The organism is Streptomyces sp. NPDC045287, assembly GCF_056432325.1.
On the sequence record NZ_JBWKJG010000006.1, the window covers coordinates 339,136 to 353,081 of the forward strand.

7 protein-coding genes and 1 pseudogene are annotated in these 13,946 nt (G+C 68.9%); 3 read left to right on the plus strand and 5 right to left on the minus strand.

The genetic code is table 11. The features are described from left to right. Nucleotides 1–67 precede the first annotated feature (67 nt). Nucleotides 68–1,690, minus strand: coding sequence for an AMP-binding protein (locus tag AC07D6_RS13440; RefSeq protein ID WP_479044014.1), 1,623 nt, complete (start codon nt 1,688–1,690; stop codon nt 68–70). Beyond that, entirely contained in the window at nt 1,687–3,390 is a 1,704-nt protein-coding gene (locus AC07D6_RS13445) for an AMP-binding protein (RefSeq protein ID WP_479044017.1), read from the minus strand. The genes AC07D6_RS13440 and AC07D6_RS13445 overlap by 4 nt, the downstream gene beginning before the upstream one ends. 155 nt (nt 3,391–3,545) lie before the next feature. Between AC07D6_RS13445 and AC07D6_RS13450 the strand changes: the two genes are divergently transcribed. Both AC07D6_RS13450 and AC07D6_RS13455 read left to right on the plus strand, forming a co-directional pair. Continuing rightward, on the plus strand, nt 3,546–4,436 hold the full coding sequence (locus AC07D6_RS13450; protein WP_479044047.1) for a helix-turn-helix transcriptional regulator: 891 nt from the start codon (nt 3,546–3,548) through the stop codon (nt 4,434–4,436). 350 nt (nt 4,437–4,786) lie between these two features. Further along, nucleotides 4,787–5,902: a magnesium and cobalt transport protein CorA gene (locus tag AC07D6_RS13455; RefSeq protein WP_315877867.1), complete on the plus strand. Its 1,116-nt coding sequence runs from the start codon at nt 4,787–4,789 to the stop codon at nt 5,900–5,902. A 281-nt stretch (nt 5,903–6,183) separates the two neighbouring features. On the opposite strand, the gene AC07D6_RS13460 is transcribed toward AC07D6_RS13455, so the two are convergent. From AC07D6_RS13460 to AC07D6_RS13470, 3 genes are all read right to left on the minus strand, one after another. Further along, entirely contained in the window at nt 6,184–6,654 is a 471-nt protein-coding gene (locus AC07D6_RS13460) for a site-specific integrase (RefSeq protein ID WP_479044021.1), read from the minus strand. A 302-nt stretch (nt 6,655–6,956) separates the two neighbouring features. Further along, nucleotides 6,957–7,679 carry a hypothetical protein gene (locus tag AC07D6_RS13465; protein WP_479044023.1) on the minus strand — a complete coding sequence of 241 codons (723 nt, stop codon included), beginning with the start codon at nt 7,677–7,679 and terminating at the stop codon, nt 6,957–6,959. Between the two features lie 4 nt (nt 7,680–7,683). Continuing rightward, complete coding sequence (locus AC07D6_RS13470) at nt 7,684–12,504, minus strand: ricin-type beta-trefoil lectin domain protein (protein ID WP_479044049.1); 4,821 nt, start codon at nt 12,502–12,504, stop codon at nt 7,684–7,686. A gap of 571 nt (nt 12,505–13,075) precedes the next feature. Here AC07D6_RS13470 and AC07D6_RS13475 point away from each other — a divergent pair. Then, a pseudogene (locus AC07D6_RS13475) lies at nt 13,076–13,786 on the plus strand (transposase). Nucleotides 13,787–13,946: the final 160 nt, after the last annotated feature.

A 13,946-nucleotide genomic window follows, 5' to 3' on the forward strand; every position in this document is an offset into this window, starting at 1 on the left:
TCCGGGACCCCGGGCGCGCGGCCGTCCGCGGCGCCCCGGCGCCGACGGGCCCCGGGGCGCCGGAGGATCAGTCGGGGCGCCCGTACCGCTCCCGCAGTTCGACCTTGCGCACCTTGCCGCTCACCGTCATCGGGAAGGCATCCAGGACCTCCACCCGGCGCGGGACCTTGTAGTGCGCCAGCCGGTCGCGGCAGTACGCGGCGATCTCCTCGTACGTCGGCGGGTCGGCCGGGTCGCGCGGGACCACGCAGGCGAGGACCTCCTCCCCGTACCGCTCGTCGGGCACGCCCACCACCTGCACGTCGGCGATCTTGGGGTGGCCGTACAGGAACTCCTCGATCTCCCTCGGGTAGACGTTCTCCCCGCCCCGGATGATCATGTCCTTGATCCGGCCGACGATCCGCACGTACCCGTCCTCGCGCATCACCGCCAGGTCGCCGGTGCGCATCCAGCGGGCCGCGTCGATCACCTCGGCGGTCCTCTCCGGGTCGTTCCAGTAGCCGAGCATCACCCCGTACCCGCGGGTGTGCAGCTCGCCCGCCTCGCCGCGCGGCAGGGTCACCCCGCTCACCGGGTCGACGACCTTGACCTCGACGTGCGGCAGGGCGCGGCCGACCGTGCCGGTGCGGCGCTCCAGGTCGTCGTCGCGGCGGGTCTGCGTGGAGACGGGCGAGGTCTCCGTCATGCCGTAGCAGATGGACACCTCCGCCATGTTCATCTCGGCGACGACCCGCTTCATCACCTCCACCGGGCACGGCGACCCGGCCATGATCCCGGTGCGCAGGGAGGAGAGGTCGTGGGCGGCGAAGTCCGGCAGGTTCAGTTCGGCGATGAACATCGTCGGCACGCCGTACAGGGAGGTGCAGCGCTCCTGCTGGACGGCGCGCAGGGTGGCGGCCGGGTCGAAGGAGGGCGCGGGGATGACGACGCACGCCCCGTGGGAGGTGGCCGCCAGGTTGCCCATGACCATGCCGAAGCAGTGGTAGAACGGCACGGGCAGGCAGATCCGGTCCCGCTCGGTGTAGGCGAGCGTCTCCCCCACGGAGAAGCCGTTGTTGAGGATGTTGTGGTGGGAGAGGGTGGCGCCCTTGGGGAAGCCGGTCGTGCCGGAGGTGTACTGGATGTTGACCGGGTCGTCGCAGGACAGCAGCGCCTCGCGGGCGGCCAGGTCCGCCGAGAGCTCCGGGGTGGCGCGGGCGACCAGCGCGTCCCAGCTCGCGTCGCCGATGTACACGGTCTCGCGCAGCGCCGGGCACCGGGCGCGCACCTCTTCGACCAGCGCGCGGTAGTCGCTCGCCTTGTGGGCGAGGGACGCGACGAGCAGGCTGACGCCGGCCTGGTCGAGGACGTAGGCGAGTTCGTGGGCGCGGTAGGCCGGGTTGATGTTCACCATGATCGCGCCGACGCGGGCGGTGGCGTACTGGACGAGGACCCACTCCGGGCAGTTGACCGCCCAGATGCCGACCCGGTCGCCCCGCTCCACGCCCGACGCGAGGAGCGCCCGCGCCAGTTCGTCGACGGCGGCGCCGAACCCGGCGTACGTCCAGCGGCGCCCGGACGCCACGTCGACGAGCGCCTCCCGGTCGGGGAACCGTTCGACGGCGCGCGCCAGGTTGGCGCCGATCGTGTCGCCGAGGAGCGGTGTGCCGCCCGTGCCGTGCGCGTACGAGAGCTGCTTCGCGCGGGTCACCGGAAGTCCTCCTCGCGGTACTCGTCGGCCGAGCCCTCCGCCGTGCGCTCGCGCAGCTCGATGCGGCGGATCTTGCCGGAGACGGTCTTGGGCAGCTCGGCGAACTCGATGCGCCGGATCCTCTTGTACGGGGCGAGGACCGCCCGGGCGTGCGCGAACAGCGCCTTCGCGGTGTCGGGTCCCGGCTCCCAGCCCGCGGCGAGGACGACGTACGCCTTCGGCACGGCCAGCCGCACCGGGTCGGGCGCGGGCACGACGGCGGCCTCGGCGACGGCCTCGTGTTCGAGGAGGGCGCTCTCCAGCTCGAAGGGGGAGATCTTGTAGTCGGAGCTCTTGAAGACGTCGTCGCGGCGGCCCACGTAGGTGAGGTACCCGTCGGCGTCGCGGGCGCCGATGTCGCCGGTGCGGTAGTACCCGCCCGCCATGGCCCCGGCGGTGCGCTCCGGGTCGCCGTGGTAGCCGGCCATCACCCCGACGGGGGCGTCCGACAGGTCCAGGGCGATCTCGCCCTCGTCGGCGCCGGGCTCCCCCGTCACCGGGTCGAGCAGTTCGACGCGGAAGCCGGGGCTGGGCCGTCCCATGGAGCCCGGCTTCAGCGGCTGGCCGGGGCTGTTGGCGATCTGCACGGCCGTCTCCGTCTGCCCGAAGCCGTCCCGGACGGTGACGCCCCAGGCGCGCCGCACGGCCGCGATGACCTCCGGGTTCAGCGGCTCGCCGGCCGCGACGACCTCGCGGGGCGGGGTGCGCAGCGCGGTCAGGTCGGCCTGGATGAGCATCCGCCAGACGGTCGGCGGCGCGCAGAAGCTGGTGACGCCGTGCCGGTCCATCTCCGCCATGAGGCGGGCGGCGTCGAAGCGCGTGTAGTGGTGGATGAAGACGGTCGCCTCGGCGTTCCAGGGGGCGAAGAGGTTGGACCAGGCGTGCTTCGCCCAGCCGGGCGAGGAGATGTTGAGGTGCACGTCGCCGGGGCGCAGGCCGATCCAGTACATCGTCGCCAGATGACCCACGGGGTACGAGGTGTGGGTGTGCTCGACGAGTTTGGGGCGGGCGGTGGTGCCGGAGGTGAAGTACAGCATCAGGGGGTCGGAGGCGTCGGTGGGGCCGTCCGGGACGAAGGCGGGGTCGGCCGTGTACGCCTCCTCGTACGGCGCCCAGCCGCCCGCCGCCCCGCCCGGGGCGCACCCCACCGGGGCGCCGACGGCGATGCGGGTGTACTCCCCCGGTACGTCGTCGAACTTCACCGTGTCGGCGGCGCGGACGATCACGTGGCGGGCCCGGCCGCGCTCGACCCGGTCCCGCAGGTCGGCCGGGCCCAGGAGCGGCGTGGCGGGGATGACGACGGCACGGAGCTTCATCGCGGCGAGAGCGGTCTCCCACAGCTCCGCCTGGTTGCCGAGCATCACGACGATCCGGTCCCCGGCCCGTACGCCGTGCGCGTCGCGCAGCCAGTTGGCGACGCGGGCGGAGCGGGCGGACATCTCCGCGAAGGACAGCCGCGTCTCGGCGCCGTCCTCCTCGACGATGTGCAGCGCCGTCCGGTGGTTGCCGTCCGCGATCGCGTCGAACCAGTCCAGCGCCCAGTTGAACCGGGCGGGGCGGGGCCAGGCGAACCCCGCGTACGCCGCCTCGTAGTCCTCCCGGTGCCGTAGCAGGAAGTCCCGGGCGGCCCGGAACTGCTCGGTCGCGCCGCTACCCGACATCTGTGTCCTCCTCGTTGCGGGACCCGTCCGCGCCATCGTGTAATCAGTGACCCAGGTCTCACTACCCCCGTACGGGGGTGAAGCGGCGGGCGGGAGCGGTACGCGTGGGCGAACGGCGGAGTGACACGGCCGAACTGCGGACGGCGCTGCTCCGGATGCGCCGGGCCACGGGGCTTCCCGTGGCGTTCGGCGGGCTGCTCGACGAGCGGCCCCGGGCGCCGCTGCGGATCGAGGAGCTGTCGGGCGCGTCGTCCGACGTGCTGCGCGGGCTGGCGATCAGCCCCGGGAGCGGTCTGGGCGGCCGGTCGATGGCGCTGGCCCGGCCGTGCGCGGTGACGGACTACCCGGTGGCGCGGCACATCAGCCACGAGTACGACGAGCCGGTCGCCGCCGAGGGCCTGCGGTCGGTGCTGGCCGTGCCGGTGGTGGTGCGCCGCCGGGTGCGGGCGGTGCTGTACGGGGCGCTGCGCACCCCGCAGCCGCTGGGCGACCGGGTGCTGGACGCGGCGGTGGCGGCGGCGCGGGACATGGAGCAGGCGCTGGCGGTACGGGACGAGGTGCGGCGCCTCGCGGCCCCGGTGCCGGTGCCCGTGCCCGGTGCGGGCGCGGCGGCGGCCCGCGGCGCGGCGGCGTGGGAGGCCGTGCGGGAGGCGCACGGGGAGCTGCGCGCGCTGGCGCCGCGCATCGCGGACCCGGCGGTGCGCGCCGAGCTGCTGGCGGTGTGCGGGCGGCTCGCGTCGGCGGGCGCTTCCGGCACGGCGGCGGGCGCCTCGGGCCCGGGCGTTTCGGATCCGAGGGCCTCGGGTCGGGGGGCTTCGGGTCCGGGTGCCACGGGTCCGGGCGCGCCGAGGGTGGGGCTGGCGCCCCGGGAGGTGGACGTGCTGGCGGCGGTGGCGGCGGGCGCGACCAACGCCGACGCGGCCCGGCGCCTGGGAGTGCGGCCCGAGACGGTGAAGGGGTACCTGCGGTCGGCGATGCGCAAGCTGGACGCGCACACCCGGCTGGAGGCGGTGGTGGCGGCCCGGCGGGCGGGGCTCCTCCCGTAGGGCCGGGCCACCCGGCGAAGGCGCCGAACCGGACGCCGTACGGGGCGCCGCCGCCCAGGACGCCGAGCGTGCACGCGGTCCCCTCCGCGCCCGTCGGAGCACGCCGGAGGAGGAGCCGCCGGGCGCGGACGGCGCGGTCGAGGGTGCGGGCGGAGCGCACGGGTGGCGCCGTCGACGCCGTGGCGGCACGCTGCCGAGCCGTGCGGACACCTCCTGTCCGCACGACCGCAAGAGCCCGGCCATGCCGGGGCAAACCAGGGCGTATATCCTGCACGGGGTGTGCGCGGAGGCACGTACGGCACGCTCCACGGCAGCACACGGGCCCGCACGCAGGAGGTGAGTACCGGAAGATGAGCCTGCCCTCCAGGAAGCACAGCCGGCGCCGTGGCCAGGAGCCGGTCCCGCCGCACCCCTCCTCCCCGACGGCGGCCGCCCGCGAGACCGGGAGCAGCGTCGTCGCGGCGTCCCTGTACCGGGACGGCCGCAAGGTGTCGTCCCCGGCGTCCCTCTCCGACACGTTCCGCCGGCTGCGCGAGGAGCCGGACGGCATGGCGTGGATCGGCCTGCACCGGCCGTCCGCGGAGGAACTGCTGTCGCTCGCCGCGGAGTTCGACCTCCACGAACTGGCCGTCGAGGACGCCCTGGAGGCCCACCAGCGGCCGAAGCTGGAGCGGTACGGCGACACGCTGTTCGTCGTCCTGCGCGCCGCCCGCTACATGGACGCGCAGGAGGAGGTCGACTTCGGCGAGTTGCACGTCTTCGTCGGCCCCGACTTCCTCATCACCGTCCGGCACGGCCCCGCCCCGGACCTCTCGGCGGTCCGCCGCCGCATGGAGGACACCCCGGACCTGCTGGCCCTGGGCCCGGAGGCGGTGCTGTACGCGATCCTGGACGCGGTGGTCGACGGGTACGCCCCGGTCGTGGCGGGCGTGCAGAACGACATCGACGAGATCGAGACCGAGGTGTTCCGCGGCGACCCGGCGGTGTCCCGCCGCATCTACGAACTGTCCCGCGAGATGGTCGAGTTCCAGCGCGCCACCCGCCCCCTGGTCGGCATGCTGCACAACCTGATGGCGGGCTTCACCAAGTACGGCACGGACGAGGAACTCCAGCGCTACCTCCGCGACGTCGCCGACCACGTGACCCACATCAGCGAACGCGTCGACGGCTTCCGCCAGGCCCTGACGGAGATCCTCACGGTCAACGCGACCCTGGTCACCCAGCAGCAGAACGCGGAGATGCGCGCCCTGGCGGAAGCCGGCTTCGAACAGAACGAGGAGATCAAGAAGATCTCCTCGTGGGCCGCCATTTTGTTTGCACCCACGTTGGTGGGAACGGTCTACGGCATGAACTTCGACCACATGCCGGAGCTGCACTGGGCGGGCGGCTACCCGTTCGCGATCCTGCTGATGGCGGCAGTGTGCGTCAGCCTGTACGTGGTCTTCAAGCGGCGCGACTGGCTGTAGACGGCGCCGCGAACATGCCGGTTAATTTCGCAATAGCGAATGTTCTGGAAGGGCTTTTTCGGGGCCCTGGGGAGAATCTGGGGAGAATGCGCGGCGCTGGGGAGCGGGCGACACGGTCCCTCACCTGCTCTTCCATGGCTCTGCTGCGACGTGGCGGCATGCGTGTCGCCGCCGTGTCCGTCACTGAGAGTGCAGGGCCAGGCAGCGCCGATCGCTGCCTGTTCTCGTGAAGCCCTCGTACGGCGAACGGGTGGCCCAGCGTGTGCTGTGCCACCCGTACGTCATTCGGTGGTGAGGTTCTCCGGGACGTACTCGGGGACCACGTCGAGGAGCGCGTCGAGGGCCGCGCGTCCCTTGCCGCCGGCTTCGGGCATGAAGTGGGCGTAGTGGTCGAGGGTGATGGTCGGACTGGAGTGGCCGAGCCATCGGGCGAGGGTGACCACGGATTCGCCGGCTTCGAGGACGACCGAGGCGTAGGTGTGCCGGAGGACGTGGAAGCCGTCCTTGCGGGACGCCTTCCAGCGCTTCCCCTTCTCCCGCACGGGGATGACGCCGGCCTTGGCGAGGGCGGGCTTCCATACCTGATCGTTGAAAAGGTTGGCGCGGATCGCGTTGCCGTACGTCGTGGTCAGGACGAGCGGGAACGTCTGCTTCTCCCACTCTGGCTCCGGGCCTCCCCACGGCAGCTCAATTTCGACGGCCGGGTACTGGAGGAAGGAGGCGGCCAGCTCGGCGGCGACCGAGCGGGGCATGTCGACGGTGCGGGTCTTCCCGCCCTTGGGCAGCGCGAAGTGTAACCGTCCTCCGAGCAGTTGGACCTGCCGGCATACGCGTATGAGACCGCGCTCGAAGTCGACGTCCTACGGAGAAAGGCCGAAGACCTCCCCCTGGCTCAGTCCGCATCCGAGGGCGACGACGGCTGCGACGCGGTAGCGCGGATTTAGGCAAAGCAGCAACGGCCCGCGCCACTATCGTGAGCGCGGGCCGCATATCCCAATGTCTGCCGGTGAAGACCCTGCCGACCGCGTTGAGGAGGGCAGATGATTTCGCTAAATCATTCCTGGTGGTTAAGGTTGTTCCCCACCAAGAACTCCGGATAGTTGAATCGCTCTCCGAGCGCCTGAAGGGTTTTGTAGCCTCGCTTGTCGATCTCCACGAAGTACGCCTTCAGTGAACTCAGAAACATCCGGTAGCCAAGGTCTGCGCAGGCATGGATAACGATCTGCTCCAGCGCGGAGACGAGGCCTGTCGGCACAACACCGTAAGAGGCTCCGGCGGCCGCGCAGTTCAGGTCTTCCGCGACTAGACGGATGGCCTGCAGGACAACCGCACACGCTTCCTCGTCCACCACGGGGAGTGGTGGCGGCGGGATGAATGCGGGGTCGTCCCGCCGGACCCGAGCAAGCCAAGCCCGCTCCAATACCTGCAGGAAAGCACGAGCGTCGAGGCCGTCCTCGGCCGGATCAAAGCATCCGTGGGTGGCGCCGAGCCACGCGGTGTGGATTGTCTCGTTCGGCAGAGGCGAATCCAACAAGCGACGGATATCTTGCCCGAGCTGCTGCGCCCTGGATCGATCGAACTCCTCCACTGCGATCTCAGCGAGACTGCTCCAGAACGAAATCACCCCTGCGTCAGGGAGGAAACGCTCCGCATCCTCGGACGAGAGCGCCCCGGGAATGCTCCACTTCGAAGCGAGCCATGTCAATCCGAGATCCTCGACGTAAATGTCCTCAAAGTACTCGTTTTGCTCGTCGCTACTCACCTCGGTCCTCTCCATCGCGTCAGCTTGTAGGGTACGAGGTATAGACGACGTACCCTCTCGCATGATGGGCCGATTTCTTCACGTACTTCAGCTGAATGATGACGGAATTTCCAACGGATTCCTTCTGCGGACCGCCTTTGACCCACCTGTAACCGAGTGAGCCCTCGTTCTGGAGGGTCCAGCGGATCTCCTTCAAGTCCTCCCTCGGATCGAAGGCGACGCCACTCCCCCTGAGCTTGCCCTGCCGGGTCATCCAAGCATCCAGGGCCTTGGCGTTCTTCGGTTGCTTGATCCACTGCCGCATGGCCTCATCGACGGCACGCGCGGCAGTCGCCTCGTCGAGCCATCGCGTGGCGACGCCGTCCTTGTTCGCCTTCGCAGCCATCGCCTGGTCATCGGGGCGGACATGGTCGGTCAGCGTGTGAGCCCCCTCAATGCCCTCATCGGCGATGATATTGGTGCAGTTGTGAACGAGGACGTCGAGCGGGCGGACACCCTCGACTTGCACGTAGAAGGTGTGCGGGCCATCGACGGTCAGGTCGAACACCTCGCGCGGCGGCAGGTCATCGCGGTCGTGGAGACCAGTCACGGCGTGGAGGGTGCCGTCAGGTGTCCGCAGCCGGTCACCGATGCGTAGCTCGGACACCCGCGTCCAGCCCTGCCCCTCCACGTGGAACAGATGGCCCGCCGTGCTGCTCAGGCGCCCATCGGCCAGGGTGATGTCCACGAGCCGCCAGGTCGGGTGACGGAAGGTGTCCGTCACCGGCTGCGCAGACGATTTCCCCTTTCCGGAGTCCGAGGCGAGCAGCTGGTCCCCGATGCGGACGTCGCGGATTGCCTTGTGGGAGCCATCTGCCATCAGCACCCGGGTTTCCCCCGGGAAACTGTTGACCTTGCAGGCCGTCACCACGTCCTCGTACGCGTTGACCGTGCCCTGGATCGTGGCGAGAGTCGCGGGGTCCAGATCGAGGGTCTTCAAGGCGTTGAACGCGTCGCGGACCCCGATGCCGGTGTGCATCGCGGCGTCCAGGGCGCGGATCGCCTCGGTCACCTTGGCGAATGCCTTGCCGGGGATGAAGTTGCTCGCAGCCCAGGCGCACCCGCTGATGCTGCCGCGCCAGCAGTCGACGAAGTCTTGGACCAAAACTGCTTTCAGGAGCTGGTAGACGACCGTCTGTTTGATCAGGTCCAGCTTGCTGAAGTATCGAGTGGTGTCTTTGGTCAAGCCCGTGAAGGTTTCCGTGCCGAGCAACACGGTGTCCTCGGCCGGGCAGCCGGAAGAGGTTGCAGGCACGTCAGGGTTAGCGCACAAGAAGAAGTCGACCGTGGCGTTGAACGTCACCGCGAAAGTGACGGTGCATCCTTCGAAGCCGACCTCGATGACGCAGTCGTTCTGCTGCTTAGCGTCGATTACCTCGATGCTGTCCTCGTCGACAACGTAGAACGTGCCACCGATTCCGGTGCCGGCACCGGTCGAAACTTGCTGGTTAGCTTGCTTCCGCTCGGCCGCCTCGGCGGCCGCCTGCGCCTCTTCGGCGTACCTCTGCGCGTCCTTTGCCGCTTCCTCGGCTTCGGTGGCTGCGGTGGCCGCTCGGGTCGCCGCAGCGCGGGCGTCCTTGGCTGCTTGTTCCACCGTTGCTGCGGCTGCGCGGGCTGCTTGAGCGTCGAGGGCAGCTGCCTCAGCCGCATCACGGGCAGCCGCCGCGTGGCCTTCGGCACCGTTGGCTGCGTCGTCCGCAGCTGCCGCGTCCGCTGTGGCCTGTTGGCCGTATCCGGCTGTGCGGGCCAGTGAAGCTGCCGCCTTGGAGGCGGCGGTGGCGGCATCAGCCGCGTAGCCGAGCGCTTCCTTGGCGTACGTGCGGGCTCGGGCGGCGTGTGCGGCAGCGTTTGCGGCGTGCTGGTAGGCGGCCTTCGCATCCGCCTGGGCCGTCTCGGCCAGGCTTTTGGCGAGAGCGGCCTCCTCCTGCGCGTTCTTGGCATGGGCGTCGGCGACGGCCTTTTGCTGCTCGGCGATCGACTTGGACGCCTGACCTGTGAGAATGACAAGCCCTGCGGCCGAGTCCGTGGTGGCGTACGGAGAGCCGAGTTGGATCGCGTCGTTGGCCGGCTTGGCTACCTGAGTGGCGGCCTTCCCTGCGTCGACGGCAGCTTGGGAGGTGACGTGGGCGAAGCCCGCTGCCTTCGCTGAGGCGTCCAGGGCCTTACGGGCCTCCGCGTGTGCGGCATCCGCATGGGCCTTGGCGTCCTTGGCTTCCGTTTCTGCCTCGGCGGCCAGTTTGACCGCGCTCTTTGCCTGCGAGGCCGCGTGCTGTGCGGCCACGATCGCATCGGCCGCAGCGCTCGTCGCGGTCCTGACCGCAGCATCGGCTTTCAGTTTCGCCGCCTGGGCGGCGTCCGCGTCGGCGCGGGCCCGCTTGGCGGCCGCCTCGGCACGAGTGGCGGCGGCGTCCGCGTCGGCGGCCGCCTTGGTCGCAGCGTCCGCAGCGGTACGGGCGTTCCCCGCAGCCGTCTCGGCGTCAGTGGCGTGCCGGTCGGCGGCATCCGCGGCAGCCCGAGCTTCCTGGGCGTTGACGGACGACTCGCTGGCCTGTGCGTACGATTCCTTGGCGTCAGCCTTGGCGCGGGCGGCGTTGGCCTTCTGCTCGGCGTCCCATGCATCGTCCCGAAGGTCGCGGGCCTTGACGCGGGCAGCGACTGCGGCATTCTTCTTCTCGATGGCGGTGGCCTCGACGGATTCCGCCCTGCCCTGGGCATCCTTGGCCTTCACCGCTTCGCTCTCAGCCGTCTGCCTGTGCTGAGCGGACTCGGCCTGCTTGGCGTCGGCGGTCGCCTTCTCCTTCTGAGCTGTTTTCTCCTCAGCCTCTGCGGCAAGCCGCCTCGCGTGGGCCTCTGCGGCAGCCGCCTTGGCGTCCGCTTCAGCCTTCACAGCCACGGCGAGCTTGGCCTCCGCTGTTTCCCTGTCCTTCTTGGCGTTGTCCCGATGGGCCATGGCCGAGTCCGCTGCGGCCTCGGCCTGCAGTTCGGCGGCCTGCGCCGCCGCCTTGCGAAACTCCGCCTTCGACTGCGCGGCTTGCACCAGCGCACGCTGGGCGATGGCCTGACTGTCAGCCGCAGAGGCACGGGTGGCGGCCGCGGCGGTCTCGCCAGCCTTCGCTATCGCTTCCAGCGCCGCGACGGCACCCTTGGTCACCTGCGCCTTCTGCTGCCCGACCAGCAGGCCTCGGCCGCGGGGTGCACCGTTCTGGTCCGCGATGGCGTATGCAGCCTTCTCTGCGTTGTCGGAGACGATCGCCGCCTCCCTCGCTGTGTCGACTCGCATCCCCAGGATGGCGCGCAAGGCCTTGGCCTCCATCTGGGCCTCCGCAACACCTTTCCTCGCCTTGTCAAACTGCACCTGTGTCGGGTAGTTGAGGTCGTCAGCACCTTCATGACCGGACGGCTGGACTTTGAACTGCTGCGATGCAGTGCCGTTGCATTCCCACAACCACGAGTCATAGCCGTTGTCGAACTTGTTCAGGTCCAGGCACTTGCCGGTCCCGACGTTCTTCAGAGCTGTGGTCGCACGCAGATTGAAGTCCCACGTCTGTGCCGATGAGCCGTTGCAGGTCCAAATCTGGATCTTCGTGCCGTTGTCGGCTTTCCCACTCGGTACGTCCAGGCACTTCATGGAATTGAGGTTGCGCAGGTGAAGGCTTTGCCCGGCGCCCTCCACCAGCCACTTCTGCGCCAGTGTGTCGGTGCAGGTATGTACCTGCACCGGGGTGCCGTCCGTCTTGCCGCCGTTATCGACATCGAGGCACTTGCCGTTCGCTGCAGGTACCTGGAGAACCAAAGGGCTTTCACCGATCCACCCGATACCGCCGGGAGACCAGTAGTCCTGCCAGCGGACCAGTCGATCAGCGACCCACGACCGCCCCAGCATCGCGCCCAGCGCCTTCGCACCGTCGGTGAGCGCCGTGATGGCATTCTTGTTAGCTGTCAGGATCTGGTTGCGCTGACTGGCCTGGGAGGCGATCTCCTGTTGCCACTCCGTAGCAGCCGTGTCAGTGATGGGACCCAGCACCTTGCTGGGGTCGATCGGGTCGCTCCATGCGCACGATGCGAACCGGGTCTTGATGTCCTCGACGGCGATGCGGAACTCAGCCGACCCCCGTTCCGGCGCCGTACGAGGAAACCCTCCGGAAGCCAGGAAGATACGGGCATCGTCCGCTCCCGCCGGCATCCGACCGGGCCCGTGCAGCACCTCGAACGCGGCCCGCTCGGCGAGGGCGAGGTCCCACCCCGGTGCTGAAGGATCCGGGTCCGTCCCATACAGTGGTATCCCCACAGCGTCGACGGCCTTGAGTGTTTTCTCGTCGAACTCTGGTGTTGAATCCTTGTAGAAGTCGCTTTCACTCTTCCAGAACCGCTCGGCTATCCACTTGCTCAAGCCGGTCTGGGAATGGAAATCTTCCTTACCATCCCCCGGCGACCCGGGAGGCCAGTGAAAATCGGTCTCACTGAACCCGCCGGGCGTTTCCAGCCCCTCCAGGGGCTGCCTCCACCTCTCACGTTGAGCGCTCAGAGCGATCGACTCTCTGGACGCCACATCACGGTCTTGCTCGTAGGCTTGGCCAAGCGGTGTCTTCTCCCAGTACTCACGGTCGGCAAGGACACGGAGCTTGTCCTGCGACTGGTTAAGTCCGTCCTGTGCGATGGCTGCCATGGCCGGTCCGCCGAGCCGCAACACGTCGGACATCAGGCACTGGTCCTGCCGCAGTTGCTCGGTCGGGGTCTCTTCGAACCAGTTATAGGAGTCACCGACCGGTTCGGCGCGTGGGGCGACTTCCTGGGGGAACATACCCTGTTGGACGGCAAGACCACTCAACAGGGCGAACGCCGTCACCGACGTGATGACAGGAGTGAGGGCAGAGGGTTTTCGTGAGCGGGCCTTGGTCAATCCTGGTCTGAGGCGCAAGAGGGCATCCCTTCGTTGAGGAGCAGGCCGGGAGTGCCCCTCAGATGAGGCGGAGGCCACGCGGAGGACAGGCCCGCTTTCCCCTAGACAGCGAAAACGCGCATCAGCCGTGATAGCGAGCCTGTGGTGTCGACGACTCGGCATAACGGTCTATCTTCCCCCGTTACGGCTGCGTCCCGGCCGCCGGACGATGTCGCGCGCCATGGCGGGTGGTCAAGATCCGCCGGGCGAACGACCATCATCATATGTACTGGTCAACTCCTCGTGCCAGGGGTTTCCGTAACCGCGTCCGACTCTTGACGTAAAGCAGTGAGCCCTTTCCAATCTGACGCGTGAGCTTGTCAGTTGAGCTGGCACCGTGGTGAAGTCCCTGTTAAATGGACTTTCGACCAAAAGAACCGCCTCCGCTGAGGGCTGTCCCGTAACTCCTGGTTACGGGTGAGATGATCTTGTCGTGGCTGGTGTGATCACGGCGTCGGAGCCCTCCTGGATAGCGTCCTTCACCGGGCTGAGCCCGCGGCAGTTCAGCAAGCTCATCACCAAGCTGCGGCGCGAGGGGGCAGATCCTGTCCGTAAGGGCCGACCGTGGAGCCTGCCGTTGGAAGGCCGCGTGCTGCTGGTCGCCGCGTACCGGCTCACGAACCTCACCCTGCGCCAGCTGGCTCCATTATTCGGAGTGCCGAAGTCAGGCGCGGACCGCATCATCGACCACCTCGGGCCCGCGCTCGTACTCCAGTAGCGCAGGCGGTTCCGCAAGGACACCGCGCTGATCGTGGACGGCACCCTGGTCCCCACCTGCGACCACCGAGTCGCCGAGCAGTCCAAGAACTACCGGTACTCCACCAACCACCAGGTCATCATCGACACCGTCATCCGGCTCGTCGCCACCGTCGACCGGCCGGTCCCCGGTGACCGCAACGACTGCAAGGCATGGGAGTTCTCGGGCGCGAAGGACACCGTCGGCCACACCACGGTGACCGCCGCCGGCGGCTACTGCGGCACCGGCCTGGTCATCCCGCACCGCCGGGTCCGGGCCCGCGTCGAGCACGTCTTCGCCCGCATGAAGCACTACAAGATCCTCCGCGACTGCCGCCAGCGCGGCAACGGCCTCCACCACGCGGTCCAAGCCATCGCCCACATGCACAACCTCGCCATGGCCGCGTGAGCAGACCAGCCCCGAAAACGGGTCTGACCTGCCCAGCCATAACCTTCTGCAACACGCTTTAGACCCAATACCGGTGATTTAGGTTGTTTTCGTTCGCCTGCTGGTTGGTTTGGTGGGTGGAACCGGTGTGACGGTGTGAGCCGGTGGTGGGGGTGGGTTG

Bases quoted from the DNA above. Each gene is read 5' to 3' on its own strand.
- AC07D6_RS13445 (WP_479044017.1), bottom strand. From the start codon at position 3,390: ATGTCGGGTAGCGGCGCGACCGAGCAGTTCCGGGCCGCCCGGGACTTC.
- AC07D6_RS13465 (WP_479044023.1), bottom strand. From the start codon at position 7,679: ATGGAGAGGACCGAGGTGAGTAGCGACGAGCAAAACGAGTACTTTGAG.
- AC07D6_RS13460 (WP_479044021.1), bottom strand. From the start codon at position 6,654: ATGCCCCGCTCGGTCGCCGCCGAGCTGGCCGCCTCCTTCCTCCAGTAC.
- AC07D6_RS13455 (WP_315877867.1), top strand. From the start codon at position 4,787: ATGAGCCTGCCCTCCAGGAAGCACAGCCGGCGCCGTGGCCAGGAGCCG.
- AC07D6_RS13470 (WP_479044049.1), bottom strand. From the start codon at position 12,504: ATGTTCCCCCAGGAAGTCGCCCCACGCGCCGAACCGGTCGGTGACTCC.
- AC07D6_RS13450 (WP_479044047.1), top strand. From the start codon at position 3,546: ATGCGCCGGGCCACGGGGCTTCCCGTGGCGTTCGGCGGGCTGCTCGAC.